The following is a 26,627-nucleotide window of genomic DNA, read 5'->3' as shown; positions in this document are numbered from 1 at the left end:
GCCAAGGGGACCGCCATGACCACGACCACCGCCGTTTCCGCCCGCCCGCGCGTCCTGCGCACCGTCCTCGCCCTGTGCGGGCTGCTGTTCGCCTGCATGCTCGCGCCCGCCCAGGCGCAGGACGCCGCCGCTATGCCCGCCATCGACCACGGCGACGTGGCCTGGATGCTCACCTCCACCCTGCTGGTGCTGCTGATGGTGGTGCCGGGCCTGGCCCTGTTCTACGGCGGCATGGTGCGCGCCAAGAACGTGCTGTCGGTGCTGATGCAGGTGCTGGTGGTGTACAGCGTGGTGGTGCTGGTCTGGGTGGTCTACGGCTACAGCGTCGCCTTCACCGACGGCAACGCCTTCTTCGGCTCCTTCACCGAGAAGGCCTTCCTGCGCGGGATCGACGCCGACACCGTCGTCGACGGGCTGCCGGAGTTCCTGTTCGTGGCCTTCCAGTCGACCTTCGCCGGCATCACCACGGCGCTGGTCGTGGGCGCCTTCGCCGAGCGCGTCCGCTTCGTCGCGGTGCTGCTGTTCTCGGTGCTGTGGGTGACCTTCGCCTACCTGCCGATGGTGCACATGGTGTGGAGCGGCGACGACGGCTTCCTCGCGCACCGCGGCGTCATCGACTTCGCAGGCGGCACGGTGGTGCACATCAACGCGGGCGTGGCGGGCCTGGTCGGCGCCTACGTGCTCGGGCGGCGCCTGGGCTACGGGCGCGAGCCGATCAAGCCGCACAGCGTGCCCTTCACCTTCGTCGGCGCGGCGCTGCTGTGGGTCGGCTGGTTCGGCTTCAACGCCGGCTCGGCGCTGGCCGCCGACGGCAGCGCGGCCCTGGCGATGCTCAACACCATGGTCGCCACCGCCGCCGGCGTGGTCGCCTGGAGCGCGGTCGAGGCGCTCGCCAAGGGCCGTGCCTCGGCGCTGGGCGGCGCCTCGGGCGCCATCGCCGGGCTGGTCGGCATCACCCCGGCCGCGGGCACCGTGGGTCCGATGGGCGCCATCGCCATCGGGCTCGCCGCGGGTGCGCTCTGCGTGTGGGGCGTCAACGGCCTCAAGCGCCTGCTGCGTGCCGACGACAGCCTCGACGTGTTCGGCGTGCACGGCATCGGCGGCATCGTCGGCGCGCTGCTCACCGGCGTGTTCAGCGCGCAGGCGCTGGGCGGCACCGAGGCGGACCTCGCCATCGGCGCGCAGGTCTGGGTGCAGCTGGTCAGCGTGGTCTTCACCATCGTCTGGTGCGCCGTGGTCACCCTGCTCGCGATGCTGGCGGTGAAGGGCGTCGTGGGCCTGCGCGTCTCCGAGGAGGAGGAGCGCCAGGGCCTGGACATCGTCTCCCACGGCGAACGCGCCTACGAGCGCTGAGCCCCGGACGCGGGCGCGCGGCCCTCGCCGTCGCGCCCGTGCCCGATGCGGCGGCACATCCGTCGAAGCGCGCGGCACGCTCTAGAATGCCGGCATGACCCTCGCCCCCACCCTCGATGCCCTCGCGCTGCCCGTGGCGTGGACCGATGGCGAGGGCCGCATCGCCGGTTGCAATCCGGCCTTCGCGCGCTGGCTCGGGGTCAGCGCGCGCAGGCTCGAGGGCCTGCCGGTGACCGAGCTCGATGCGGACGACGGCAGGCTCGCCCGCCTCGTCGCCCGCCTGCCGGACGAGACCGACCCGGTGCGCGCGCGCCGCGTGCGGCTGCGCGCACCGGGCGGTGCCGACCGCTTCGCCGAGCTGCTCCTGGCCCAGGACGACGACGGCCTGCGCCTGGAGGCGCTGCCGGTCGAGGAGTTTCCCGGCGCCGAGCCCGCGAGCGACCTGCCCGCGGCCCTGCATGCCGCGCTGCGCGGGCTCGCGCACGAGATCCGCAACCCGCTGGCCGGGCTCAAGGGCGCCGCGCAGCTGCTCGCACGGCGGGTGGAGGACGAGGAATCGCGCACCCTGGTCGAGCTGGTGGAGAGCGAGTGCGCGCGGCTGGCGGGCCTGCTCGACCGGCTGCTCGACCCCGCTCCCGCGCGCCCGCTGGTGCCGCTCAACATCCACGGCGTGCTCGAACGCGTGCGCGTGCTGGCCGAGGCCGAGGCCGGCTGGACGGTGCGGCTGGAACGCGACTACGACCCCAGCCTGCCCGAGGTGCTCGGCGATGCCGACCGCCTGACCCAGGCCCTGTGGAACCTCGTGCGCAACGCGCTCGAATCCGGCGCCGGCACCGTGGTGCTGCGCACGCGCGCCGAGCGGCGCGCGCTGATCGGCGCGGTGGTGCACCGGCTGGCCCTGCGCATCGAGGTCGAGGACGACGGCCGCGGCGTCCCCGAGGACCTCACCGAACGCATCTTCCTGCCCCTGGTCTCGGGCCGGGCCGAGGGCTCGGGCCTGGGCCTTCCGCTGGCGCAGCAGATCCTGCGCGAGCACGGCGGCGCGCTGACCTACCGCTCCCGGCCGGGCCGCACGCTCTTCATCCTGACGATCCCGGTGCCGGCCGGCGGCGTCGAGGGAGTGGCCGATGGCGCCTGACCGGAGCCGGCAGGACGCGACGGTGTGGGTGGTCGACGACGACCGCAGCGTGCGCTTCGTGCTGGCGCAGGCGCTGCGCGACGCCGGCTTCGCCGTGCGTGCCTTCGAGCGCGCCGCCGACGCGCTCGACGAACTCGATGCGGAGGCGCCGGACCTGGTCTTCACCGACGTGCGCATGCCGGGCATGGACGGGCTGGCCTTCCTGGACGCCCTGCACGCGCGCATTCCCGCGCTGCCGGTGGTGGTGATGAGCGCCTACACCGACATCGCCGCCACCGCCGGCGCCTTCCGCGGCGGCGCCCGCGAGTTCCTGTCCAAGCCCTTCGACCTCGACGACGCGGTCGCGCTCGCGGCGCGCGCACTGCCCAGGGAGGGCGGCGAGCGCCGCGCGCCGGAACCGGCGGCGGCCGACGTCGGCGAGCAGCTCCTGGGCGACGCGCCCGCCATGCGCGACCTGTTCCGGGCCATCGGCCGCCTCGCGCAGGCGCCGCTCTCGGTGCTGGTGACCGGCGAGACCGGCACCGGCAAGGAGCTGGTCGCGCGCGCCCTGCACCGCGAGTCGCCCCGCGCGCGCGGCCCGTTCGTGGCGCTCAACACCGCCGCCATTCCGTCCGAGCTGCTGGAGTCGGAGCTGTTCGGGCACGAGGTGGGCGCCTTCACCGGCGCCGCGCGGCGGCACGTCGGCCGCTTCGAGCAGGCCGACGGCGGCACCCTGTTCCTCGACGAGATCGGCGACATGCCCGCCGGGCTGCAGACCCGCCTGCTGCGCGTGCTGGCCGAGGGCGAGTTCTTCCGGGTGGGGGGCCGCGAACTGATCCGCGTGGACGTGCGCGTGATCGCGGCGACCCACCAGGACCTCGAGCGGCGCGTCGCCGAAGGCCAGTTCCGCGCCGATCTCCTGCACCGCCTCGACGTCGTGCGCCTGCGCCTGCCGCCGCTGCGCGAGCGCACCGGCGACATCCCCGCCCTGGCGGCCAGCTTCCTCGCCCGCGCCGCGTCGGAGCTGGGCGCGCCGGCGCGGCGCTTCTCGGCCGAGGCCATGGCCGAGCTGGTGGCCTACCCCTGGCCCGGCAACGTGCGCGAACTGCGCAACCTCTGCTGGCGCGTGGCGGCGCTGGCGCCGGGCGAGACGGTCGGCCGCGCCGACCTCGCCGGCGCGCTGCGGCCGCCGGACGCGACGGCCGCGGCATCCGATGCCGACTGGGCCGTGCAGCTCGGCGCCTGGGCGCGGCGGGCCCTGGCCGCCGGCGAGACCGGCCTGCACGCCGCCGCGCTGGAGCGCTTCGAGCAGGCCCTGCTGGAGGCGGCGCTCGAACACACCGGCGGCCACCGCCAGCGCGCCGCCGCCAAGCTCGGCCTCGGCCGCAACACCCTCGCCCGCAAGGTCGGCAGCGCCCGCGGCGGGCGCCGCTGACGCGATGTGAACGCCGCCGCCCGCATTCTTCACGCCCTCACCATCCCGGAGACTTCCATGCGCACTGCCCTGGTACTCGCGATCACCCTGGCCCTGGCCGCCTGCGGCCGCAACGACGACACCGCCCCCGCCGGCGGCACGACGGCCACCACGCCGCCCGCGGCCACGCCCGCCGAAACCCCGGCGACCCCGGCGCCGGTCGGCGTCGACCAGGACGCCGGCGCCGCGGCCGGCATCCAGCCGGCGGCGACCGCCACCGCCACCCTCGCGCCGACCGAGGGCCACGAGACCGCCGGCACCCTGACCCTGGCGGTCGAGAACGGCGGCATCCGCGTCACCGGCGAGATCACCGGCCTGAACCCGAACGCCGAGCACGCCTTCCACATCCACGAGCACGGCGACTGCAGCGCGCCCGACGCCTCCAGCGCCGGCGGTCACTTCAATCCGCACGGGCAGCCGCACGGCGATCCGCGCGATCCGCAGAGCGCGCAGCACGGCGGCGACATGGTGAACCTGCGCGCCGACGGCGAGGGCCGCGCCCAGGTGGATGCGCGCGCGGAGGGCGTCACCATCGGTAGCGGCGACGCTCACGACGTCGTCGGCAAGGCCGTGATCGTCCACGAGAGCCCCGACGACTACGAGAGCCAGCCGACCGGCAACGCGGGCGGCCGCTGGGCCTGCGGCGTGATCGAGGCGGGCACCGTGCCCACCGCGGGCGGCCCGGCGGAGTGAGCGTCCCCGCATGAGCCGCATCGAGGTTCGCCCGGCCACGCCGGGCGACGTCGATCTCCTCGCCGAGTGGGCCTGCGCCATGGCGCTGGAGACCGAGGGCAAGGCGCTCGACCTCGACACCGTCCGCCGCGGCATCGCGGTCGGCCTGGCCGACCCCGCCCGCGCCCGCTACTTCGTCGCGCTGCGCAGCGACGACTATGCCGGCGCCGAAGTGGTGCGGGTGCCTGCGGGCACCCTCATGCTCACCACCGAGTGGAGCGACTGGCGCTGCGGCGACTGGTGGTGGATCCAGAGCGTCTACGTCGCGCCGGCCTTCCGCCGGCACGGCGTCTTCCGCGCGCTGTACGCGCACGTCCGCGCCGCCGCCGAGGCCGACCCGCAGGTCTGCGGCCTGCGCCTCTACGTCGAGAAGCACAACGCCGCCGCCCAGGCCACCTACGCCGCGCTGGGCATGGCGGACGCCGGCTACGCCATGTACGAGGTGGGGACGCGGCAGGCGGGACGCCCGGCCCCCGCAGCCGGCGCAGCGCAGCGCTGAGGAACGGCGGGCGGTCCCCGCCCGTCACCGTCCTGCCACGGCCGCCCGCGTACACCTCGGGGCCCGGACTCCGGACTGCCGTCGTGACTCTCCCTTCCTCCTCCTCGCATGCCGCATCCGCCGTTCCGGCGGGTGCCGGTCGGCATGCGAGCAGGTGGCGGGGCGGCGCGACGGGCGCCGGCGCCGGGTTCCATCCCCATCGCCCCCCGAGGATTCCCCGATGTCACGCACCGCACTCTCACTGACGATCGCGCTCGCTCTCGCCGTACCGACGGTCCATGCCGCGCAGTCCACCGCCGGAACGCAGCCGCGCCCGGCCACCACGGGCCAGGCCGGCGCCGAGGCCGGCAGCCAGACCGGCACCCGCTCCGACCGGGCGGCGGGCCAGGCCGACCGCGCCCGCGGCGGCGCCGCCGCCACCCTCAACGCCGCCGACCGGACCTTCGTCGAGCAGGCCACCCGGTCCAACGAGACGGAGATCGCCGCCGCCAACCTGGCGCTGGAGAAGGGCCGGAGCGAGGAGGTCAGGCAGTTCGCGCAGCGCATGCTGACCGACCACCGCCGCCTGGCGCAGCAGATGACCGAGGCCGTGGGCCCGCCGCCGCGGGTGGAGCCCGACCGGGCCGTGATCGCCAGGCTCGAACGCGCCGACGGCGCCGAGTTCGATGCCGCCTACAGCCAGGCCATGGTCGCCGAGCACCAGAAGGCCGTCGCACTGTTCGAGCGGACCGCCAACGACGACAGCCACTCCGCACCCGTGCGCACCCTGGCGCGCGGCGCCCTGCCGACCCTGCAGCAGCACCACGAGTCGGCGCAGAGCCTGGAGCACGCCGGCCACGGCGGCCGCTCGGACGGCGGCGCGGCCCGCCGCGGCGACTGAACGAGGGTTGCCGGGACCGGGTCATGAAGAGCGAGCAACGGGAGGAAGGGCGGCTGCCCGATCTCGTTCCTCACTCCTTTCCACTCGCCCCTCGGCCCCACGGCCCCCTCCCCCGCGGGCAGCGGGGGAGGGCTGGGGAGGAGGCGCTTTGGCGAGGGGCCGAGAGATCAGGAGTGGGAAACGAGGGGCGGGTGCTCGTCCTCGCTTCTCACTCCTCTCCGCTCGCTCCTCGCATCCCGCTCACTCCGGACGCAGCGGCTTGAGATCGTCCGGGTCGAGCGGGCCCTGCAGCACGCGCTCGACCTTCACGATCTCGTCGATCCAGAGATAGGCGTCCTGGTGCGCGTCGAGCGGGTCCTCGAGCTTCACGATGGCGTTGTTGCCTTCGTCGCCGTCGGCGTTCCTGAACACCTGGATGTTCGGCCGCTCGGCCACCGTGCCGACGTACACCTGTCCGTTCGACAGGGTCACCTTCACCCGCGCGCTCTGCGGCAGTTCGCGGATGCGCGCTTCGATGGCGTCGATGGTGGCTTCGTCGGTGTAGACGTTGTTCGCGAACGCGCCCATGCGCGCACCTCCGGGGAATCGCTGGAACCGCAGCGACGTTCGCAGCGCATCCGTCGCCGCACCGCGAAGGCCGGCGGGCCGGCGCGGGTCAGCCCGCGCGCAGCGCCGCGCGCGGGTCCTCGCCCGGGGCGACGGGCCGGGTCGCGAGCGCGATGCCGTGCGCGGCCAGGACCGCGCCCAGCTGGCGCTGGCGGCGCCCGAAGTGGTCGAAGGCGCGCGACAGCCGTTCCGGCGGCGTGTCCGCCGGGGCGAAGCCGGCGTCGCTCCAGGTGTCGATGTCGAAGCCGGCCACGCGCGCAGTGCCGCCGGCGTAGCGCAGCAGCGGCTCGGGCGGCGCATCCAGCCAGGCCTCGTCGTCCGGGGCGAGCAGGGCGGCCTCGATCAGCGGCCACAGCGGCGCCAGCCCCGCGTGTTCGTACTGCATGGCGGTCATCGCGACCAGGTCGTGCAGGGTCAGGTAGCGCGCGTGCTCCACCTGCGCCTCGAAGGCCGACTGCGCCTCCAGGGCGGTGGCCGGGTCGGCCATGCCGGTCTCGAGCAGGGTCGCCTCCAGGCGCGCCCCGACCTGCGCCACCGTCTCCGCGTCGCCGCTGAGCGCGAACGGCACCAGCCGCAGCGCGCCGCCCACGTGGTTGGGGTCCGGTGCCAGCCGTGCGGGCAGGGCGCCTTCGGCGTTGCTGCCGAAGGCGATCACCCGGCCGCCCGCCGGCGCGCCGCCGCGCGGCGCGCGCGCGGCCAGCTCGACCAGCTCCGCGTGGACCGGCCAGCGCGGGCGCAGCAGCTCGATGGGGTCGAAATGCGCGGCCAGCACCGCGAGATCCAGCGCGGGCGCCTCGGGCGCATGCCGGGCGAGGTCGCGCGCGACCAGCGCCGCGAGCTCCCCTGCCCGTGCCTGCGGCAGGGCCATGCGTCCGGCGACGGTGGTGGGAACCAGCTCGATCGCGAGGGCGCCGAGGCAACTGAGGGGAAGGTCGGACATGGCGGGCAACGGAAGCGATGGAGTGAACGCGAGCCAAGCTTGCATACGCCGGCGTTTGGCGCGGGCGGTCGCAGTCACTAAGCTATGGGCGCACACGACATTATGCCCGCGCCACCCCCGCCGCCCGGGCATGCAAAACGAGGCCCACGCATGCGCCAGTCCCGCCCCGTCGCCGTCCTCGGCGGAGTCCGAATCCCGTTCTGCCGCAACAACACCGCGTATGCGGACGTGGGCAACCTCGGCATGTCGATCCGGACGCTCGGCGCGCTGGTCGAGCGCTACCGGCTGCACGGCGAGCTGCTCGGCGAGGTCGCCATGGGCGCGGTGCTCAAGCACGCCTCCGACTGGAACATCGGCCGCGAGGCCACGCTGTCCTCGGGCCTGCACCCGCACACGCCCGGCATCACCATGCAGCGCGCCTGCGGCACCAGCCTCGACACCATCGTCAACGTCGCCAACAAGATCGCCCTCGGGCAGATCGAGGCGGGCATCGGCGGCGGCTCCGACACCACGTCGGACGTGCCGATCGCGGTCGGCCGCACGATGCGCCGGCGCCTGCTCGACCTCAACCGCGCGCGCAGCATGCGCGACCGGCTGGCGGCGTTCCGCGGCTTCCATCCGCGCGACCTGATGCCCGAGTTCCCCGGCGTCGGCGAGCCGCGCACCGGCAAGTCCATGGGCGAGCACTGCGAGATGATGGCCAAGGAGTGGTCGATCAGCCGCGAGTCCCAGGACGAACTCGCCGCGGCGTCGCACCGCAAGGCGGCCGCGGCCTACGAGCGCGGCTTCTTCGACGACCTGGTGGTCAGCTTCCGCGGCGTGCAGCGCGACAACATCCTGCGCCCCGACACCACGCTGGAGAAGCTGGCGACGCTGAAGCCCGCCTTCGACCGCAGCTCCGGCCAGGGCACGCTGACCGCCGGCAACTCGACCCCGCTGACCGACGGCGCCGCCGCCTGCCTGCTCGCGTCCGACGAATGGGCGGCCGCGCACGGGCACGAGCCGCTCGCCCATCTCGTGGACACCCAGGTGGCCGCCGTGGACTTCGTGCACGGCGAGGGCCTGCTGATGGCGCCGGCCTGGGCGGTCGCGCAGATCCTGGCGCGCAACGGGCTCACCCTGCAGGACTTCGACTTCTACGAGATCCACGAGGCCTTCGCCGCCCAGGTGCTCTGCACCCTGCGCGCCTGGGAAAGCGCCGAGTTCTGCCGCAACAAGCTCGGCCTCGACGCGCCGCTGGGCTCCATCGATCCGGCGAAGCTCAACGTGGTCGGCTCGTCGCTGGCCTTCGGACACCCCTTCGCCGCCACCGGCGCCCGCATCGTCGCCACCGCCGCCAAGCTGCTGAAGGAAAAGGGCTCCGGCCGCGCGCTGATCTCCATCTGCACCGCCGGCGGCATGGGCGTGGTGGCGATCCTGGAGCGCGCCTGAGGAGTGAGCGGATTGAGGCGTGAGAAACGAGGAGCGGTGAGCGCGCGCGCTCTCGTTCCTCGACGCACTCCTCGCCGCGAAGCTCCTTCCCACGCCCTGCGGGGGAAGGCCAGGATGGGGGTGAGCGCGCGCAGCGCGCTGCCTGGGGACTGAGCGAGAAACCAAGGGGGGCGGGTGGCCGGACGTCCCGCTCGCCCTCACTCCTCCTTACTCGCTCCTCAAGCGCGGCATGCCGTGCTCGTCGCGTTCCTCCGCGACCGCCTCGTCGTGGATGCGTTCGTGCAGGCCTCGGCCCGGCAGCGCCATCGGGGGCTTGCCCCGCAGCACGCGCAGGGCATTGGCCAGGCACTGCCGGGCCGGTTCCGACTCGCCGCGGTCGGCGTGGATGGCGCCCAGCTCTTCCCAGGCCTCCGCGCCCGCGCCCTGCGCCAGCGCGCGGTGCAGGTAGTCGAGGGCGGCGGCGGTCCGGCCGCGGTCGCGCTCGAGGCGCGCCAGGGTGAGCAGCAGCGCGGGGCTGCGGTCGTGGCGGCGCAGCCAGGTCTCCGCCGCGCCGAGCCGCAGGTCGTCCTTCGGCGAACGGGGCAGGTCGGCGTAGACCGCCGCCAGCGACTCGTCCCAGCCCGCGTCGAGCGCCTTGCCCACCGCCGCCGCGGCGGCCGCCTGCATGCCCGTCGCGCCGGCGCGTTCGGCATAGGCGGCGAGCACCAGGGGATCGCTGCGCAGCGCCCTGGGGGTCGCATTCCAGGCGTCGGCCAGCGCATTGGCGTCGCCGGCCTCGCGCAGGATCCGGGCGGCCAGCCGGCGCTCCAGCGCGGCGAATTCGTCGGGCGGAAGGACCTGGCTCGTGCGCAGGTCGCCGAGCAGGCCCCAGGCCTCGCGCGCCCGGCCGCAGGCGGCGAGCGCCTGCACGCGCAGCAGCTGTCCGCGCGGCGGCATGGCGGCCTGCTGGGCCAGCGCGTCGAGGTTGGCGGCCGCCTCGGCTTCGCGTCCGGCGGCGAGGGCGGCGTCGGCCTCGGCCAGCGCGGCGGCGACGGGATCGACCTCGGCCAGTGCGCGCAGGTGTGCCGCGGCGGTCCCGCGGTCGCCGCGGGCCCAGGCGGCGCGGGCGGCGTTGAGCAGGGCGGGGACGCGCAGCCCGCGGTCGGCGGCGGCGTACAGCAGGTGTTCCTCCGCCTGCCGCCAGCGGCCTTCGTGGAGCGCGACCAGCCCGCCCGACAGGCGCACGCGCGAGCGGCGCTGCCGGCGGCCGCGCCAGGCGTTCATCGGCAGGGTGAGCAGGCGCCAGGCGAGGACGAGCAGGGCGAAGCCGATCAGCAGCGCCAGCACGGCCACCGCGACCGAGGTGTCGATCTCCCGGCCGTGTATCTGCACCAGCACCAGACCCGGATCCGCGAGCAGGAGCGTCGCGCCGAGCGCGCCGAGCGCGGCCAGCAACAGCCAGAACAGCAGGCTGCGGAACGGCTTCATGGCGTATCCGCGTCGTCGCTCGGCGCCTGCGCGGCGGGGAGCGGCTCGGGTGCCGGCGCGGGGACGCTCCCGGCGGCGCGCTGCCCGCGCAGTTGCGCGAGGGTCGAGCCGAGCAGCGGCATCTCGGTGCGCAGCGGGCGCCCGACCAGGGCCTGCAGGCGCCGGCGGCGCTCGTCGAGGGCCGGGGTCGGGGCATAGAGCGCGGCCAGCGCCGCGTCGATGCGCTCCAGCGCCGCGCCGAAGGCGGCCTCCTCGCGCCGCTCCAGCGCCGCGCGCGCCAGGGTCAGCTCCACGTCCAGCGCGTGGGCGAGGGCCGCGCGGTCGGCCGCGGTCACCGGCACGGCATCGTCGACGCGGCGCACGCGCACCAGGCGTCCCAGCAGGCGGTCCACCGGACCCTGCGGCGCGGCGTCCTCGTCGGGGACGGCGGTGCCCGCCGGCGGGAGCCCGGCGAGGGCCGCCTGCAGCGCGGCCAGTTCGCCGTAGGCCACGTCGCGCGGATCCTCGGGCAGGGCGCGCAGCGCCGCCAGTTCCTGCGCGAGGCTCTGCCGCAGGTTGGTGTAGCCGGGGTCCTCGATCCGGGCCAGGACGCCCTGCGCCGCCAGATAGGCGCTGCGCGCGGCATCGGCGTCGCCGGCCAGCTCCAGCCGGTGCCCGCCGAGCGAGAGCAGCAGCTCGACCTCGTCCAGCCGCAGCGCGGTGGCCCCGCGCTGGCGGACGTCGGCCAGCCGCGCGAGGCTCTCCTCCAGCAGTTCGGCGCGCTGGGCCAGCGCCAGCGCCTCGTCGCGCACCACCCGCAGGCTGGCCGAGGTGTCGCGCAGGCGCTGGTCCAGTGCGCGCTGTTCCTGGCGCAGGCGTTCGCCTTCCTGTTCGAGCGCCTCGATCCGAGGGTCGGCGGGAGGCGGCGTCGCCGGGGCGGCGGTCGCCGCGGCGGACTGCGGACGCAGGCGGTCCAGCCAGCCCTGCTGCCAGCCATGCGCGGCGAGGGCGGCCAGCGCCAGCACCACGATCGACAGCGCGATCAGCGCGGGCCAGGCACTGCGCCTGCGGGGCGGTGGGGCGGGCTGGGGCTCGATCGGGGGCGTCGGTTCGCTCACGGCAGTCCGGCCTGGGATTCCTTCGTGTATGGGCAGGAATCCTACCGGAACCCCGTCCGCGCCGACGCCGCCAGCGCGGCCAGCAGCGCCTGTGGCCGCGGCCCGGCCGCCTCCAGGACGTGCGGGAACCCGCTCCCGCGCGCCAGCGCATGCAGGCGTCCGCTGGCGGCCACCACCCGCGCCCGGCGCAGCCGCTCCGCGGCCTCCGCCGGCAGCAGGCGCAACGCCGCCGCCAGGGCCTCGCCGCTGGTCAGCGCGAGCGCGAGGTGCGCCGGGTCCAGGGCCATGAGCCTGCGCACGGCGGAAGCCGGCGGCGCCATCGCCTCCCGCCGGTAGACCTCCGCCCGCAGCACGCGGGCGCCGCGCTCCTCGAGCGTGCGTGCGATCAGTCCGCGTCCGCCGGGCGCGGTGACCATGCCGACGGTGCGCCCGGCGACGTCGGCGAGCACGGGCAGGGCGAGCAGGCCCTCGCTGTCCATCCGCCCCGGCGACTGCACGCGCGCCACGCCGGCGCGGCGCAGCGCGCGGGCGGTGCCCGCGCCGACCGCGATGCCGGCGAAGGGCAGGCCGCGCAGCGGCCGTCGGCGGTCGGCGTGACGCACGGCGGCCGGGCTGGTGAACACCACGCGGTCGGCGGCCAGGGCCGCGTCCAGGGCGTCCGTCTCCAGCGGGACCAGGCGCAGCGGCGAGAGCGCGAGCAGGCGCGCGCCGCAGGCCTGGGCGGCGCGGCGCAGGCCGGCATGGCCGCCGACCGGGCGCAGCGACACGAGGGTCCAGCCGGCGAGCTGCGCGGCGTCCGTACTTGCGGGTATCCGAAGCATGCTGGCAGCTTGTCACGGCATGTCCGACACCGTCACCACCACGCCGCAGGGCGAGCTCGACGTCCTGCGCACGGCGCTGCGGACGATGCCGCCCGCCGTCGCCATGGGCGTCGAACCCGTCGCCTACGACGGCCACGTCCTCCGCCTGTCCGCGCCGCTCGCGCTCAACGTCAACGACAAGGGCAACGCCTTCGGCGGCAGCCTCGGTTCGCTGATGACGCTCTCCGCATGGGGGCTGGTGACCCTGCGGCTGCATGCCGAGGGGCGCGTGGGCGAGGTCTACGTCGCCGACAGCAGCATCCGCTACAGCGCGCCGCTCTACGCCGACCTGCGCGCAGAGGCCCGCTTCGCGCCGGACTGCGACTGGGACGCCGCCATGGCGATCTACGCCCGGCGCGGGCGCGCCCGGCTGACCCTGGGGGCCTGCGTGCGCGATCCCGCCGGCACCGTGGTCAGCAGCCTCGAGGCGCGCTTCGCCGTGCTCGCGCCGGTCGGATGAGGGCGCGGCCCTCTTGGCGCGCCGGTCGCGCACGGGCACGCTAGCGGCATGTCGCGCCTTCTCCTCCTGTTCGCCGTCCTCGCGCTCGCCCTGCCGCTGGCCGGCTGCCCCGAGCGCTCCTCCCGCCAGCAGGCGCTGGACCGCGCCCTCTACACCTACGCCGGCATGATCCGCTGGGGGGAGTTCGAGGCCGCCCAGGAATTCCTCGATCCCGAGGTCCGCGCCGCGGCACCGCTCACCGAGCTCGACCTGGAGCGCTTCAGGCAGATCCAGGTCACCAGCTACCACGTCAAGGCGGCCGGCCCGACGGCGGACGGCGGCTATGCGCGCACGGTCGACGTCGGCGTGGTCAACCGGCACACCCAGACCGAGCGCATCGTGCAGGCGCTGGAGACCTGGCGCTGGGACGAGCCCTCGCGGCGCTGGCTGCTGACCAGCGGCCTGCCGCCGGTGACCGCCGCACAGCGCTGATCCTGCGGCGCTTTTGCGCCGCGGCGGCGGCATCGGCGACAATCCCCGCCCTTCCGACGCTTCCCGCCCTCACGTGACCTTCGATCAAGTGGCCGATTTCGCCGGCCGTCACCCGCTGCTGTCGATCGCCTTCGTCGGCCTCACCCTGGCCATCGTGGTCAACGAGGTGATGCGCCTGTTCCGCGGCTTCCAGGGGCTGAGCCCGCAGCAGGTCACCGACCTGATGAACCGCGAGAACGCGCTGGTGATCGACGTCAGCGCCATCAACGACTTCGAGAAGGCGCACGTGCCGGGCTCGAAGCACGTGGCGATGAGTCAGTTCGATCCCGAGAGCAAGCTGCTCGCGCCGGCCAAGGAACTGCCCGTGGTGGTGGTCTGCCGCGCGGGCACGGCCTCGCCCGACGTCGCCAAGCGGCTGGTCAAGGCCGGCTTCAAGCGCGTCGGCGTGCTGGAAGGCGGGATCGCAGCCTGGCGCGCGGCGAACTTCCCGGTGGCCAAGGGCCGCGCCTGATCCCTTGCCGCCGGCGGCGGCTGTCATGGGGGCGTGGGATACTCCAGCCCCTCACCGTTCCAGAACATCTTTCCCGGAGAACCATCCATGGCCGACGAGACCACCAACGGCGCAGCCGCAGCCACCGACAACGCCCAGCAGCAGGGCGCCCAGTTCGCGGTGCAGAAGATCTACCTGAAGGACGTGTCCTTCGAGGCGCCGAACGCGCCGCAGATCTTCAACGAGCAGGGCCAGCCCAACCTGCAGCTCAACCTGTCGCAGGCGGTCAACAGCCCCGGCCAGGACGTCTACGAGGTCAGCCTGACCCTGACCCTGACCTGCACCGTCGGAGAGAAGAACGCCTACCTCGTCGAGGTGACCCAGGCCGGCATCTTCACCCTCGCGGGCTTCGAGCCGCGCGTGCTGGACGCGATGCTCGGCACGCAGTGCCCGGGCATCCTGTTCCCGTACGCGCGCCAGGCCATCACCGACCTGGTCCAGGGCGGCGGCTTCCCGCCGTTCTTCCTGCAGCCGATCAACTTCGACGCGCTCTACGCCGAGAGCCTGCGCCGCCGCGCCGAGCAGCAGCAGGCCCAGGGCGAGAGCGCGCAGCAGCCGCCGGCCGGCAACGCCTGATCGATGGCGGCAGTGGACACCCCGGGCGCCGGCATGGCCGCGGGCGATCACGTCGCGGTGGTGGGCGCGGGCTCCTGGGGCACCGCGCTCGCCGCGCTGATCGCGCGCAACGGGCGCCCGGTGCTGATGTGGGGCCGCAACCCGGCGCAGGTCGAGGACATCAACGTCCGGCACGAGAACGTCCGCTACATCCCGGGCGTGCCGCTGCCGGCGAACCTGCGCGCCACCACCGACCTCGCCGAGGCGGTGCGCGGCGCGCAGCTGGTGCTGGTCGTGGTGCCGAGCCACGCCTTCACCGAGACGCTGCGGGCCATCGTGCCCTTGCGTCCGGCGGCCGCCGGCGTGGCCTGGGCCACCAAGGGCTTCGAGCCCGGCTCCGGCCGCTTCCTGCACGAGGTCGCGCAGGACCTGCTGGGCACCGGCGTGCCCGTCGCGGCGGTCACCGGCCCCTCGTTCGCACGCGAGGTGGCGCAGGGGCTGCCGACGGCGGTGACCGTGCATTCGGACGCGGCCGCGTTCGCGCAGTCGGTGGCCGACGTGCTGCACGGGCCGGACTTCCGCGCCTACACCGGCGACGACATCCTCGGCGCCGAGCTGGGCGGTGCGATGAAGAACGTGCTCGCGGTCGCCACCGGCGTCGCCGACGGCATGGAGATGGGCACCAACGCCCGCGCCGGCCTGGTGACGCGCGGCCTCAACGAGATGCTGCGGCTCAACGTCGCGCTCGGTGGCCGGCCGGAGACGCTGATGGGCCTCGCCGGCCTCGGCGACCTGGTGCTCACCTGCACCGGCGATCTCTCGCGCAACCGCCGTCTCGGCCTTGCGCTGGGGCGCGGCAAGTCGATCGAGGAGGCGGTGGCGGAGATCGGCCAGGTGGTCGAGTCCGTGCAGACCGCCAACGAGGTCATGCGCCTGGGCTCGCGGCACGGCGTCGAACTGCCGATCTCGGCCCTGGTCCAGCGCGTGCTGCACCAGGAGATCACGCCGGCCGAAGGCGCCCGGCTGCTGCTCGCGCGCGAGCAGAAGCCGGAGTACGCCGAACCGCTCGTCCGCGACGCGTGACCCACCGCGGCCCGGGATCCCCGGGCCGTTCCTCTGCGTGGCATTGCCGCCTAGCGCTCCCGGCCTGCATCCCGGCTGAAGCGCGCCTCGCGCGCTTCGGCGTCGCGTCAGGTGCATGAATCGGCGCTGTCGCGCGCCTTCACATCCACGTTTAGCACGGTCTTAACGCCTGTAAGGTTCGCTCCGACCCGCGGGACGAACCCCTTCGTCATGCGGTCGCTCCCCCTCGTGCGGCGCCCCTGGCGCCGCCGGAAAACGCAGTACGGAGAACAAGCATGAAGATGACCAAGGCCCTGATTCCCGCGATCGCGATCGCACTCGCGCTGCCCGTGGCGGCGAACGCCGCCGACCGCGGCTTCTACCTGGGCGGCAAGGTCGGTGCGGCGTCCTACGAGGACCGCTGGATCGACGAGAACGACACCAGCTTCGGCGTGTACGGTGGCTTCCGGTTCAACCCCTACTTCGCGGTCGAGGGCATGTACACCGACTTCGGCAACATCCGCGGCAGCCTGACCCCGCCGGAACTCGGCCGCGGCAGCGTGGAGCCCCGCTCCTTCGGCGTCTCGGCGGTCGGCTTCCTGCCGATCGGCAACCAGTTCTCGCTGTTCGCGAACGCCGGCCTGCACTCCTGGGAGGCGGATCCGGACGAGCGCCTGCGCGAGGTGATCGGCAAGCGCTCGAGCACCGACCCGTTCTACGGCGTCGGCGCGCAGTTCGACTTCAACAGCAACTGGAGCATGCGCGCGCACTACCAGCGCTTCGAGTTCGGCGACGCCGACAACGACGAGATCAGCCTGGGCCTGCACTACACCTTCCGCTGATCGCCGGCGTCACGTCCGGAAACGAAAAAAGCGCCGGCAGCGATGCCGGCGCTTTTCTTCGTTGCGAGGGAGCGCGACGTCAGAAGCTGTATCGCACGCCCAGCATGTACTCGGTGCTGTCGCCGCCGAGTTCGACCTCGCCGGTGAGGCCCCAGTTCGGCGCGAAGCGCACGTGCGCGCCCACGGTCGCCGAGAAGTTGCCGTCGCCGTCCCAGTCGGAGTACAGGTCGCCGTCGGTGTAGTTCACCTTGACGAGGCCCTCGAACCACTCGGCCAGGGTGCCGCGCACGCCCACCGAGGCGCGCGTGTCGTAGCCGTGGGCGCGGCCCAGGTCCTCGACCTTCGCGCGGGTGCGGATGCGGGAGACTTCGGCGATGAGGTCGGCGCGCTCGGAGAGGAACAGGCGGTAGCCGCCGCCGAGCTGGTACTGGGTCACGTCGATGTCGAGGCCGAAGTCGTCGTTGCTGCCGCGGCGGACGCCGCCGAAGGCATAGAACGACTGGCCGATCGCGACGGAGCCGCGCAGCGCGGGGCCGTCGAAGTCGACGTCGCCGACGTTGTCGAGCTCCGCGTTCGCGTACTGCAGTTCGACGTAGGTGTAGCTGCGCGAGAAGTCCTGGGCCTGGACGGCTGCGCACGGCAGCGCCGCCAGCAGGAGGGCCGGCAGGATGGAACGATGCATGGTGTGTTTCTCCCTGTTTGTCCGTTTCTTCCCTGTCCACCGCGGCGAATCGCGGGGCGTAGAACGGCCGGCGATTCTAGAGCGTGTTGTGCGCTTTGGGGTGAGATGCGTGGGCCGTCAGCGGTGCGGAGCGGGTGTTGCAGGGCGCAGCCTTGGCTGGCCGCCAGGGCAAGCCCTGCGGCGCCGGCTCCGTGCCGCTGACGGCCCACCCGGAGGGAAGCGGCCTGGGGCACGCCGATACGGCGTTGCGCGCCTTGCCCAGGCTCCCGGCCTGCGCTGCGGCGCGCGCCTTGTCTCGGCGCACCCCAGGCCGCTTCGCATTCACCCAAAGCGCACAACACGCCCTAATGGCGGCGGCGGGAAATGAAAGGACTAGCGCCCGCCGGCGAAACCGTGCTGGCGCCAGGCCTCGAACACGGTGACCGCCACGGCGTTGGACAGGTTGAGGCTGCGGTTGTCCGGCCGCATCGGCAGCCGGATGCGCTGCTCGGCGGGCAGGGCTGCGATGAGTTCGTCCGGCAGGCCGCGCGTCTCGGGGCCGAACAGGAAGCTGTCGTTCTCGCGGTAGGCCGGCAGATCGTGGCGCACGCGGCCGCGGGTGGAGAGCGCGAACACGCGCGTCTCGCCGAGCGCGGCGACGCAGGCGGCATAGCTGGGATGCACCGCGATGCGGGCGAACTCGTGGTAGTCGAGGCCGGCGCGGCGCATGCGCGCATCGTCGAGCGCGAAGCCGAGCGGTTCGATCAGGTGCAGGCGGGCGCCGGTGTTGGCGCAGAGCCGGATCACGTTGCCGGTGTTGGGCGGGATCTCGGGCGAGAAGAGCAGGACGTTGAACATCCCGCGAGTCTAGGCAAACGGCGTGGTCGCGTGCGCCCTGCCGTCGATGCCGGCGTCAGGGCGCGCGGGAGGTGGACGTGACGGCCGCGACCGGCCGGGTCGGCGTGGGCACGTCCGGCTCAGCGGGCCGCGATGCGGCCGGCCTCGTCGATGACGATGAGGGCGAAGGCCGCGGCGAGCTCCGCCTCGGTCGGGCGCACCTGGATGGTCTCGAGCACCGGGATGTTCTGGGCGCGGGCACGGGCGACCCACTCGAGGTCGGCCGGGTCCGGCGTCACGGTGACGGTCGGGAGGGTGCGGACCGGCTGCGTCGCGGGGGCGGTCGCGGTGGACTCGGACTGGAAGTGGCCGCCGACGGCGGCGATGGCGGTGCCCAGGACGATGCTGGCGGCGACGATGGCGATCTTGGTGTTCATGGCGTGCTCCGGTGTCGTGGTGATGTGCTTGGCGGGTGTTGTAGTGAAGTATTACACCTAGGCTGGGGGTCGGCAATCCAGGGAGCGGCGCTCCGTTCAACTGATGTTAAGAATCAGGCTTGCGCTCACGGCCGAACCGTGAAGCAAGAGATGCGGGACGGCCCCGGAAGGTTGCATGGGCCGTCCTGCGGGGCGCGCAGAAACAGGAGCAGAGAACACAGGGCGCGGCCCCTATGTACGGTGCCTGCGCCCTAAGCCCCAAGCCCTAAGCCCTAAGCCCGATGCCCTGAGCCCGGTGCCCGGTGCCCGGTGCCCGGGCACGAGGCACGAGGCACGAGGCACGGGGCACGGGGCACGGGGCAGAGCATGGGGCAGGCACGCGAGCACAGGGGCATAGGACACACCGGGCACCGGCGCGGCCGCCGCGGGGCCTGCCGCTGCCCTTTGGCGCCGCTACCAGTCGATCGCCGCGCCGGTCCAGTCGCGGAACCGGCCGCTGTCTTCCTGCGGGGCTTCCGCGGCGAGGCGCAGCAGGCCGGCCACCGCATCGCGCGGATCGACCTCCGCGGTGGTGCCGCCCATGTCGGTGCGGACCCAGCCGGGGCTCACCGGGAACACCCGCACGCCGGCATCGGCCAGGGCGTGGGCGAGGAGGACGCTGACCATGTTCAGCGCGGCCTTCGACACCGAGTAGGTCGGGGTCAGGAAACCGTCCTTCAGCGCCATCGCGCCGAGGCGGGAGGACATGTTGACGACGCAGCCGCCCCGCGCGAGGCGCGGCGCCAGCGCCTGCGTGAGCAGGAAGGGGCCCATGGCGTTGATGCGGAAGCTGTCCTCGAACGCCGCCGCGCCGATGTCGCCAAAGCGCTCGTCGCGGTGCAGGATGCCGGCGTTGTTCACCAGCAGGTCGATGCCGTCCAGCAGGGCGCCCGCGCGCTCGGCGAAGGCCGCGATGCTCTCGGGCGCGCCGACGTCCAGCGGCAGCACGTGCAGGGCGTCCGGCTGCGCGGCCGCCAGCGCGTGGAGCGCGTCGCCCGCCGTGGGGCGACGGACGCCGGCGACCACGCGGTCGCCGCGGGCCAGCAGCTGGCGGACGAATTCGAGGCCGATGCCGCGGTTGGCGCCGGTGACGATGGCTCGCATGGGGATTCTCCTCGTGGTGGCTGTGCCGTTCGGCCCGGGTCGCGGCGCCGACGGCCCGCTAGCATGCCTGCCGCACATGCCGTGCGACGTGACCAGACGAAGGAATCGATCCGAATGAAGCTCTTTCCGCGCGCGCCCCGGACGGGCGCCCTGGCCCTCGCCCTCGGCGCCCTGCTCGGCAGCGCGCAGGCGGCCGAGGTCGACATCGCCTACGACGCCTTCACCCTGCCGAACGGCCTGCGGGTCATCGTCCATACCGACCGCAAGGCGCCGATCGTCGCCGTCAACGTCTGGTACCACGTCGGCGCCAAGAACGAGTACGCGGGCAAGACCGGCTTCGCCCACCTGTTCGAGCACCTGATGTTCCAGGGCAGCGAGAACTACCGCGGCGAGTTCTTCGAGCCCTTCGAGCTGGTCGGCGCGACCAACCAGAACGGCACCACCAACGCCGACCGCACCAACTACTTCCAGAACGTGCCCACCACGGCGGTGGACCTCGCGCTGTGGATGGAGTCCGACCGCATGGGCCACTTCGTCGGCGCGATCGACCAGGCCCTGCTCGACGAGCAGCGCGGCGTGGTCCAGAACGAGAAGCGCCAGGGCGAGAACCAGCCCTACGGGCGGGTGTGGGAGACGCTGGCCAGGGCACGCTACCCGGCGGGGCATCCCTATTCCTGGACCACCATCGGCTCGATGGCCGACCTCGACGCCGCGTCGCTGGACGACGTCAGGAACTGGTTCCACACCTGGTACGGCCCCAACAACGCGGTCCTCGTGCTCGCCGGCGACATCGACACCGACACGGCGCGCGCGAAGGTGGAGCGCTACTTCGGCGACATCCCCGCGGGACCGAGCATGGCGCAGCCGCCGGTGGACGTGGCCCGCCGCGACGCCTCGACCCGCGAGACCATGACCGACCGCGTCGCCCAGCCGCGCATCTACCGGGTCTGGAACACGGCGCAGTACGGCGAACCCGACGTGGCGCGCCTGCAGCTGTTCGCGCGGGTGCTCGGCGGCGGCGCCGCGTCGCGCCTGGACCGCCGGCTGGTGCACGAGCTCAAGCTCGCCGACGGCGTCTCCGCCTCGGCGTCCGCCGGCGAGCTGGCCGGCACCTTCATGGTGTACGCCGACGTCAAGCAGGGCGTGGAGCCGGAGCGCGTCGAGGCCGTCATCGAGGAGGAGCTCCAGCGCCTGCTCGCCGACGGCCCGACCGAGGACGAACTCGCCCAGGCCAGGACGGTGTACGAGGCGGCCTTCGTGCGCGGCGTGGAGCGCATCGGTGGCTTCGGCGGCAAGGCCGACCGGCTGGCGGAGTGCGCGGTGTTCACGGGCGACCCGGGCTGCTTCCGCGCCGTCCAGGCGACCATCCGCAGCGCGACGGCCGAGGAGGTGCGGGCGACCGCACGGGCCTGGCTCGACGGAGGCGACCACACGCTGGTCGTGGTCCCGGGCGAGCGTCCGCCGGCGCCGGTGGACGGCAGCACCGCCGACGATCCGGCCATGCCGCGGGGCCCCGACGGCGTACCGCCGCCGGATCCCCGCTACCGCACCATCGCCACCGACGTGGACCGCAGCAAGGGCCCGCCGGTGACCGATGCCTTCCCCGATCTGCGCTTCCCCGAGCTCGAGCGCGCCACCCTGTCCAACGGCATCCCGGTGATCCTGGCGCGCCGCCACGACGTCCCGGTGGTGCAGGTCAGCGCCGAGTTCGCCGGCGGCTACGCGGCCGACGCCGGGCGCAAGCTCGGCACCGCGAGCTTCACCATGGCGATGATGGACGAGGGCGCGGGCGAACTGGGCGCGCTCGATTTCGCCGCGCGCGCCGAGTCGCTGGGCGCCAGCATCGGCTCCGGCGCCGCGCTCGACGGCGCCAACGTCTATCTGTCCGCGCTCAAGGAGCGGCTCGACGAGTCGATGGCGCTGTTCGCGGACGTGGTGCGCCGCCCGCGCTTCGACGACAGCGAGATCGAGCGCGTGCGCGCAACCTGGATCGCCGGCATCGCGCAGGAGAAGACCCGCCCCAACAGCGTCGCGATGCGCCTGCTGCCGCCGCTGCTGTACGGCGACGGCCATCCCTACGCCATCCCGTTCACCGGCAGCGGGCACGAGGACTCGATCCGCGCGCTGGAGCGCGACGACCTCGTCGCCTTCCACCGCGACACGGTGCGCCCGGACAACGCGACCCTGATCGTCGTCGGCGACACCACGCGCGAGGAGATCCTCCCGCTGCTCGAGAAGCACTTCGCCGACTGGCGCGCCGAAGGCGATGGGCACGTCCGCGTCGACGTGCCGCAGGTCGGCGCGCCGCCCGCGCCGCGCGTGTTCCTGGTCGATCAGCCCGGTGCGATCCAGGCCACCATCCTGGTCGGCCAGCTCGTGCCCTCGACCATGGACCCGCAGGCGCTGGACTTCGACATCGCCAACGGCGTGCTCGGCGGACAGTTCTCGTCGCGTCTCAACATGAACCTGCGCGAGGACAAGAACTGGGCCTACGGCGCGTACAGCTTCGCCTCCGGCGCCCGCGGGCAGCGGCCGTGGATCGCCTTCGCCCCGGTGCAGATCGACCGCACGGCGGACGCCATCGCCGAGCTCCGCCGCGAGATCGCCGCCTACGCGAGCGGCGAGGCGCCGGCCGGCACGGCCGAGATCGAGCGGGTGAAGGCGGCGAACGTGCGCGGCATGCCGGGCTCGTACGAGACCGCCTCGTCGGTGCTGAGCGCGATCGGCGGCATCGTCCGCTTCGAGCGCCCGGACGACTACGTGACCACCCTGAAGACGCGCACCGAGAGCCTGCCGGAGGAGGCGGTCCACGCAGCCGCGCGCCGGCTGACGCCGGACGCGCTCACCTGGGTGATCGTGGGCGATCTCGACGAGATCGAGGCGCCCGTGCGCGAACTCGGCCTGGGCGAGGTCAGCGTGCTCGACGCCGACGGCCGGCGCATCCGCTGAGGACGATCGGGGGGCGGCGCGCGCCTGCGCCGCTCCCGTCCACCTCATTGCCGATTCAGCGGCGCCGGCGCCACAATCCGGCGCCTTCACGCAGTCACCGGAGAAAGCCATGCGTCCTGCTCTCGTCGCCGTCCTCCTCGTCGCGACCGCTGCCGGCGGCTGCGCCTGGGTGAAGATGGACCCCGCCGCCGCCAGCGTGCGGGTCGCGCGCGCGGAGCAGGACCTGAGCTACTGCCAGCGGCGCGGGGAGATCGGCGTGTCCGTGCGCGACCAGGTCGCCTTCTACGAGCGCAACGCCATCAAGGTGCGCGAGGAGCTGGAGACGCTGGCGCGCAACGAGGCGGTCGGCCTGCAGGCCGACACCATGCAGCCGCTCGGCGAGCCGGTGAACGGTGAGCAGCGCTTCGCCGCCTACGCCTGCGCCGGCGGCTCACCTCGCTGAACCGGCGCCCCGCAGGGGCAGGGAAGCGGGTTGTCGGCAACGGCCGCGGACCGCACTTCGACGGGATCGCCCGCCGCGCATGGCCTCCGCGCCATGCGACGCGCGCCCATATCCGCTAGGATTCCGCCTCTTTTTGCCCCACGGTGCCCCAGCCATGCTGTTCCAGCACGTCGCCATCGCCGGTCTCGCCCATGTGGACGCGCCGCATCGCCTCACCTCCGACGAGATCAACGCGCGGCTGAAGCCGACGCTCGACCGCCTCGGCATCCGGACGGACGTCCTGCAGGACGTGGCCGGCATCCATGCCCGCCGCCTGTGGGACGACGAGGTGAAGGCCTCCGACGCGGCGACCCTCGCCGGCGTGAAGGCGCTGGCGGACGCCGGCATCGATCCCGACCGCGTCGGCCTGCTGGTCAACACCTCGGTCAGCCGCGACTTCCTCGAGCCGTCCACGGCCAGCATCGTCGCCGGCAACCTCAAGCTGCCCGACACCTGCCAGAACTTCGACCTCGCCAACGCCTGCCTGGCCTTCGTCAACGGCATGGACGTGGCGGCGCGCATGATCGACCGCGGCGAGATCGACTACGCCCTGATCGTGGACGGCGAGACCGCCAACCTGGCCTACGAGAAGACCCTCGAGCGCCTGACCCGCGAGGACGCCACGGCCGAGGAGTTCCGCAACGAACTCGCGACCCTGACCCTGGGCTGCGGTGCCGCCGGCATGGTGCTCGCCCGCGCCGAGCTGGCGCCGAACGCGCCGCGCTACAAGGGCGGCGTGACCCGCTCCGCGACCGAGTGGAACGGCCTGTGCCGCGGCAACCTCGACCGCATGGTGACCGACACCCGGCTGCTGCTGATCGAGGGCCTGAAGCTGGCCCAGAAGACCTTCGTCGCCGCGAAGTCGGCGCTGGGCTGGGCGGTGGACGAGCTCGACGAGTTCGTCATCCACCAGGTCAGCCGCGCCCACACCAAGGCCTTCGTGGACGCCTTCGGCATCGACCCGAAGAAGGTCATGACCATCTTCGGCGAGCACGGCAACATCGGCCCGGCGTCGGTGCCGATCGTGCTGAGCAAGCTGCGCGAGATGGGCCGCCTGAAGAAGGGCAACCGCGTCGCCCTGCTGGGCATCGGCTCCGGCCTCAACTGCACCATGGCCGAGGTGGAGTGGTGACGGTCCACGAGCGGGGCCATCCCGCTCGATGTGCATAGAATCCTCCGGAAGACACGCACGTCAGGACCGACGTGTCGCTAGAATCCGGCGCTCCTTTATGGGAGGCCGCGGGATGCCGATCCCTCCTCTGCAGGACTTGGATCCGTGCGGCTTCGAGCGCCCGAGATTCCCGGAGCGCCCGAACGCCGCCGGCCGCGCGCTGGCGGAACCCGGGGGGCGTGGCAGCGACCATTCCGAACCAGGACATCCTGATCGGCACGCCGACCCTGCAGGAAGCAGGGGTCAACCCGGCCACCGAGAACATCGTCACGACGCGGGACGACCTCGGCCGCGAGGACGGTCCTGCCGACGCGGCCGGTACGGCGATCAGGGAGGTGCTGCGCCATCGGCACGCCCTGCGCGCGCGCTTCGAGCAGGTCCGCAGGGCCGGCCTGCCGACGCTGGACAGCATCCATCCCTTCGGCGACGGCACCGGCCGCATCGTGAACGCGCTCTACCTGGCGAAGGAGGCGCTGCTGGAGATCCCGGTGCCGCTGCAGCGCGACGCCTCCCCCGGCCGCCCGGGCCGAGCGACGATACCCGACACTGCACGAGCCACCCTGGTCCGATGACACCCACCGAACTCCCCGACTACCCCTTCACTCCCCAGCGCTTCGCGGTGCGTCCGGGCATCGCGATGTCCTACCTCGACGAGGGCCCGCGCGACGGCGAGGTGGTGCTGATGGTCCACGGCAATCCGTCGTGGAGCTATCTGTGGCGCAAGGCCGTGCTGGGCCTGCGCGACCGCTACCGGGTGATCGTGCCCGACCACGTCGGCATGGGGCTGTCGGACAAGCCCGACGACGGCGACCGGGCCGTGCCGCGCTACGACTACACGCTGGCCTCGCGCGTCGCCGATCTGGGCGCGCTGGTCGAGCACCTGGACCTCGGCGACCGCCTCACCCTCGCCGTGCACGACTGGGGCGGGATGATCGGCTTCGGCTGGGCGCAGGCGCAGCGCCACCGGGTGCGGCGGCTGGTGATCACCAACACCGCGGCCTTCCCGCTGCCCGCCGCCAAGCCGATGCCGTGGCAGCTGACCCTGGGGCGCGACTACAACCTGGGCGAGATCGCGGTGCGCGGATTCAACGCCTTCGCCGTCGGCGCCGCCCGCCTGGGCAGCGTCTCGCGGATCCCGCCGGCGGTGCGCAAGGCGTTCACCGCGCCCTACGATTCCTGGGCCAACCGCATCGCCGTGATCCGCTTCATGCAGGACATCCCGCTGTCGCCGAAGGACCGCGCCTTCGCGCTGGTCGAGGAGGTCGGCCGCACGCTGCCCGAGTACGCAGACCGCCCGGCCTTCATCGGCTGGGGGCTCAAGGACTTCGTGTTCGACCACCACTTCCTCGCCGGCTTCCGCGCCGCCCTGCCGCAGGCCGAGGTGCATGCCTTCGAGGACGCCGGCCACTACGTGCTGGAGGACAAGGCCGCGCAGCTGGTGCCGGCGATGCGCGCCTTCCTCGACCGCCACCCGCTGCCCTGACGCCGGCCCCGGCCCCGGGGCGCTATGCTCCGGGGTCCCGCCCATGCGGTGCGCCCACATGACCACCTCGCTCGCCTCCATGCTCAAGACCAAGAACCAGCTCGACCAGTTGCGTGACCTGACCACGGTGGTCGCCGACACCGGCGACATCGACGCCATCGCCCGGGTCCGCCCGGTGGACGCCACCACCAATCCCTCGCTGCTGCTGAAGGCCGCGGCGCTGCCGGCCTACGCCCCGCTGGTGGACGCGGCCCTGGCCCAGGCGCAGGGCGCGGACCGCGCGGCACGCGTGGCGGACGCCTGCGACCGGCTCTCCGTCGCGATCGGCAAGCGCATCCTCGAGATCGTGCCCGGCCGGGTCTCGACCGAGGTCGACGCGCGGCTGTCCTTCGACACCGATGCCACCGTGCGCAAGGCCGAGCACCTCGTCGCGCTGTACGCCGACGCGGGCGTGATGCCCGACCGCATCCTGATCAAGATCGCCTCCACCTGGGAGGGGATCCGCGCCGCCGAGCGTCTCGAGCGCGCCGGCATCCAGACCAACCTCACCCTGCTGTTCGCCTTCGAGCAGGCGGTCGCGGCGGCCGAGGCCGGCGCCTTCCTGATCTCGCCCTTCGTCGGCCGCATCACCGACTGGTACAAGGCACGCGGCGAGGTGCCGGCCACCCCGGACGAGGACCGCGGCGTGCAGTCCGTGCGGCGCATCTACGCCTGGTACAAGCGCCACGGCTTCCAGACCGTGGTGATGGGCGCGAGCTTCCGCAACATCGACCAGGTGCGTGCACTGGCCGGCTGCGACCGCCTGACGGTCAGCCCCGACCTGCTCGAGGCGCTGGCGAAGGAAACCGGCGAGCTGCCGCGCGCCCTGCACGACGACGGCGAACGCGCCGCGGCGCCGTCGCGGATCGGCGAGGCCGCGTTCCGCTGGGGCCTCAACGAGGACGCCATGGCGACCGAGAAGCTCGCCGACGGCATCCGCAACTTCGCCGCCGACCAGGTGAAGCTGGAGGCGGTGCTGGGCGCGCGTCTGTGACGGCGACCGGCGCGGGGGCCGCGCCGGAGACCGCGG

Annotated in this window: 28 protein-coding genes; 19 read left to right on the top strand and 9 right to left on the bottom strand. The window is 73.6% G+C overall.

Features of this window, described 5'->3' with window-relative positions; genetic code table 11:
• The first annotated feature begins 96 nt into the window (after positions 1-96).
• From ACFO3Q_RS04600 to ACFO3Q_RS04575, 6 genes are all read left to right on the top strand, one after another.
• The gene (locus ACFO3Q_RS04600; RefSeq protein WP_377003484.1) at positions 97-1,353 is read left to right on the top strand and encodes an ammonium transporter; all 1,257 of its coding nucleotides are present in this window, start codon (positions 97-99) and stop codon (positions 1,351-1,353) included.
• Positions 1,354-1,447: 94 nt separating this feature from the next.
• Positions 1,448-2,491 carry a two-component system sensor histidine kinase NtrB gene (locus ACFO3Q_RS04595; protein ID WP_377003458.1) on the top strand — a complete coding sequence of 348 codons (1,044 nt, stop codon included), beginning with the start codon at positions 1,448-1,450 and terminating at the stop codon, positions 2,489-2,491.
• On the top strand, positions 2,481-3,905 hold the full coding sequence (gene ntrC / locus ACFO3Q_RS04590) for a nitrogen regulation protein NR(I) (RefSeq protein WP_377003457.1): 1,425 nt from the start codon (positions 2,481-2,483) through the stop codon (positions 3,903-3,905). The genes ACFO3Q_RS04595 and ntrC overlap by 11 nt, the downstream gene beginning before the upstream one ends.
• Positions 3,906-3,962: 57 nt before the next feature.
• Positions 3,963-4,637 (top strand): superoxide dismutase family protein, encoded by a 675-nt coding sequence (locus ACFO3Q_RS04585; RefSeq protein WP_377003456.1) that lies wholly within the window; start codon positions 3,963-3,965, stop codon positions 4,635-4,637.
• 10 nt (positions 4,638-4,647) lie between these two features.
• Positions 4,648-5,175 carry a GNAT family N-acetyltransferase gene (locus ACFO3Q_RS04580; protein ID WP_377003455.1) on the top strand — a complete coding sequence of 176 codons (528 nt, stop codon included), beginning with the start codon at positions 4,648-4,650 and terminating at the stop codon, positions 5,173-5,175.
• A 220-nt stretch (positions 5,176-5,395) separates the two neighbouring features.
• Positions 5,396-6,055 carry a DUF4142 domain-containing protein gene (locus ACFO3Q_RS04575; RefSeq protein WP_377003454.1) on the top strand — a complete coding sequence of 220 codons (660 nt, stop codon included), beginning with the start codon at positions 5,396-5,398 and terminating at the stop codon, positions 6,053-6,055.
• Positions 6,056-6,295: 240 nt separating this feature from the next.
• On the opposite strand, the gene ACFO3Q_RS04570 is transcribed toward ACFO3Q_RS04575, so the two are convergent.
• The gene (locus ACFO3Q_RS04570) at positions 6,296-6,622 is read right to left on the bottom strand and encodes a DUF3247 family protein (protein WP_377003453.1); all 327 of its coding nucleotides are present in this window, start codon (positions 6,620-6,622) and stop codon (positions 6,296-6,298) included.
• An 88-nt stretch (positions 6,623-6,710) separates the two neighbouring features.
• Positions 6,711-7,601, bottom strand: coding sequence for a hypothetical protein (locus tag ACFO3Q_RS04565; protein ID WP_377003452.1), 891 nt, complete (start codon positions 7,599-7,601; stop codon positions 6,711-6,713).
• Positions 7,602-7,751: 150 nt separating this feature from the next.
• Between ACFO3Q_RS04565 and ACFO3Q_RS04560 the strand changes: the two genes are divergently transcribed.
• Positions 7,752-9,032 carry an acetyl-CoA C-acetyltransferase gene (locus tag ACFO3Q_RS04560; RefSeq protein WP_377003451.1) on the top strand — a complete coding sequence of 427 codons (1,281 nt, stop codon included), beginning with the start codon at positions 7,752-7,754 and terminating at the stop codon, positions 9,030-9,032.
• A gap of 207 nt (positions 9,033-9,239) precedes the next feature.
• Here the strand turns inward: ACFO3Q_RS04560 and ACFO3Q_RS04555 are convergent, their stop codons facing one another.
• The 3 genes from ACFO3Q_RS04555 to ACFO3Q_RS04545 are packed head-to-tail and all read right to left on the bottom strand — an operon-like array spanning position 9,240 to position 12,417.
• On the bottom strand, positions 9,240-10,499 hold the full coding sequence (locus ACFO3Q_RS04555; protein ID WP_377003450.1) for a heme biosynthesis HemY N-terminal domain-containing protein: 1,260 nt from the start codon (positions 10,497-10,499) through the stop codon (positions 9,240-9,242).
• Positions 10,496-11,596 carry a uroporphyrinogen-III C-methyltransferase gene (locus tag ACFO3Q_RS04550; RefSeq protein ID WP_377003449.1) on the bottom strand — a complete coding sequence of 367 codons (1,101 nt, stop codon included), beginning with the start codon at positions 11,594-11,596 and terminating at the stop codon, positions 10,496-10,498. The genes ACFO3Q_RS04555 and ACFO3Q_RS04550 overlap by 4 nt, the downstream gene beginning before the upstream one ends.
• 41 nt (positions 11,597-11,637) lie before the next feature.
• On the bottom strand, positions 11,638-12,417 hold the full coding sequence (locus ACFO3Q_RS04545; protein ID WP_377003448.1) for a uroporphyrinogen-III synthase: 780 nt from the start codon (positions 12,415-12,417) through the stop codon (positions 11,638-11,640).
• A gap of 19 nt (positions 12,418-12,436) precedes the next feature.
• On the opposite strand from ACFO3Q_RS04545, the gene ACFO3Q_RS04540 reads away from it, so the two are divergent.
• The 6 genes from ACFO3Q_RS04540 to ACFO3Q_RS04515 all read left to right on the top strand — a co-directional run bounded on the left by ACFO3Q_RS04540 (position 12,437) and on the right by ACFO3Q_RS04515 (position 16,396).
• Positions 12,437-12,916 carry a YiiD C-terminal domain-containing protein gene (locus ACFO3Q_RS04540; RefSeq protein WP_377003447.1) on the top strand — a complete coding sequence of 160 codons (480 nt, stop codon included), beginning with the start codon at positions 12,437-12,439 and terminating at the stop codon, positions 12,914-12,916.
• Between the two features lie 48 nt (positions 12,917-12,964).
• Complete coding sequence (locus tag ACFO3Q_RS04535; protein WP_377003446.1) at positions 12,965-13,387, top strand: hypothetical protein; 423 nt, start codon at positions 12,965-12,967, stop codon at positions 13,385-13,387.
• 73 nt (positions 13,388-13,460) lie between these two features.
• A complete protein-coding gene (locus tag ACFO3Q_RS04530) occupies positions 13,461-13,898 on the top strand; it encodes a rhodanese-like domain-containing protein (RefSeq protein ID WP_377003445.1) in 438 nt (145 codons plus the stop codon).
• An 87-nt stretch (positions 13,899-13,985) separates the two neighbouring features.
• Positions 13,986-14,513 carry a protein-export chaperone SecB gene (gene secB / locus ACFO3Q_RS04525; protein WP_377003444.1) on the top strand — a complete coding sequence of 176 codons (528 nt, stop codon included), beginning with the start codon at positions 13,986-13,988 and terminating at the stop codon, positions 14,511-14,513.
• Between the two features lie 33 nt (positions 14,514-14,546).
• A complete protein-coding gene (locus tag ACFO3Q_RS04520) occupies positions 14,547-15,575 on the top strand; it encodes an NAD(P)H-dependent glycerol-3-phosphate dehydrogenase (RefSeq protein ID WP_377003483.1) in 1,029 nt (342 codons plus the stop codon).
• Between the two features lie 275 nt (positions 15,576-15,850).
• On the top strand, positions 15,851-16,396 hold the full coding sequence (locus tag ACFO3Q_RS04515) for a porin family protein (RefSeq protein WP_377003443.1): 546 nt from the start codon (positions 15,851-15,853) through the stop codon (positions 16,394-16,396).
• A 79-nt stretch (positions 16,397-16,475) separates the two neighbouring features.
• Here ACFO3Q_RS04515 and ACFO3Q_RS04510 read toward each other — a convergent pair whose 3' ends face one another.
• From ACFO3Q_RS04510 to ACFO3Q_RS04495, 4 genes are all read right to left on the bottom strand, one after another.
• Positions 16,476-17,078 carry an outer membrane beta-barrel protein gene (locus ACFO3Q_RS04510; protein ID WP_377003442.1) on the bottom strand — a complete coding sequence of 201 codons (603 nt, stop codon included), beginning with the start codon at positions 17,076-17,078 and terminating at the stop codon, positions 16,476-16,478.
• A 372-nt stretch (positions 17,079-17,450) separates the two neighbouring features.
• Positions 17,451-17,915 carry a tRNA (cytidine(34)-2'-O)-methyltransferase gene (locus ACFO3Q_RS04505; protein WP_377003441.1) on the bottom strand — a complete coding sequence of 155 codons (465 nt, stop codon included), beginning with the start codon at positions 17,913-17,915 and terminating at the stop codon, positions 17,451-17,453.
• A 119-nt stretch (positions 17,916-18,034) separates the two neighbouring features.
• The gene (locus ACFO3Q_RS04500) at positions 18,035-18,331 is read right to left on the bottom strand and encodes a hypothetical protein (RefSeq protein ID WP_377003440.1); all 297 of its coding nucleotides are present in this window, start codon (positions 18,329-18,331) and stop codon (positions 18,035-18,037) included.
• 453 nt (positions 18,332-18,784) lie between these two features.
• Entirely contained in the window at positions 18,785-19,474 is a 690-nt protein-coding gene (locus tag ACFO3Q_RS04495; protein WP_377003439.1) for an SDR family oxidoreductase, read from the bottom strand.
• A 114-nt stretch (positions 19,475-19,588) separates the two neighbouring features.
• Between ACFO3Q_RS04495 and ACFO3Q_RS04490 the strand changes: the two genes are divergently transcribed.
• The 6 genes from ACFO3Q_RS04490 (at position 19,589) to tal (ending at position 26,591) form a co-directional block, all read left to right on the top strand.
• Positions 19,589-22,423: a M16 family metallopeptidase gene (locus ACFO3Q_RS04490; RefSeq protein ID WP_377003438.1), complete on the top strand. Its 2,835-nt coding sequence runs from the start codon at positions 19,589-19,591 to the stop codon at positions 22,421-22,423.
• Positions 22,424-22,532: 109 nt separating this feature from the next.
• Positions 22,533-22,865, top strand: a complete 333-nt coding sequence (locus tag ACFO3Q_RS04485) for a DUF4156 domain-containing protein (RefSeq protein ID WP_377003437.1) — start codon at positions 22,533-22,535, stop codon at positions 22,863-22,865.
• Between the two features lie 154 nt (positions 22,866-23,019).
• Complete coding sequence (locus ACFO3Q_RS04480; protein ID WP_377003436.1) at positions 23,020-24,036, top strand: 3-oxoacyl-ACP synthase III; 1,017 nt, start codon at positions 23,020-23,022, stop codon at positions 24,034-24,036.
• Positions 24,037-24,254: 218 nt separating this feature from the next.
• Positions 24,255-24,647, top strand: a complete 393-nt coding sequence (locus ACFO3Q_RS04475) for a Fic/DOC family N-terminal domain-containing protein (RefSeq protein ID WP_377003435.1) — start codon at positions 24,255-24,257, stop codon at positions 24,645-24,647.
• Positions 24,644-25,558, top strand: a complete 915-nt coding sequence (locus tag ACFO3Q_RS04470; RefSeq protein ID WP_377003434.1) for an alpha/beta fold hydrolase — start codon at positions 24,644-24,646, stop codon at positions 25,556-25,558. The genes ACFO3Q_RS04475 and ACFO3Q_RS04470 overlap by 4 nt, the downstream gene beginning before the upstream one ends.
• Before the next feature lie 79 nt (positions 25,559-25,637).
• Positions 25,638-26,591 carry a transaldolase gene (gene tal / locus ACFO3Q_RS04465; protein ID WP_377003482.1) on the top strand — a complete coding sequence of 318 codons (954 nt, stop codon included), beginning with the start codon at positions 25,638-25,640 and terminating at the stop codon, positions 26,589-26,591.
• Positions 26,592-26,627 lie beyond the last annotated feature (36 nt).

The sequence above is a fragment of the Coralloluteibacterium thermophilum genome, from assembly GCF_042654365.1.
In the GTDB taxonomy this organism is placed as follows: Bacteria; Pseudomonadota; Gammaproteobacteria; order Xanthomonadales; family Xanthomonadaceae; genus Coralloluteibacterium; species Coralloluteibacterium thermophilum.
The sequence above is the reverse complement of the archived record's forward strand: the minus strand, read 5'-3'. Positions and strand labels throughout refer to the sequence as shown.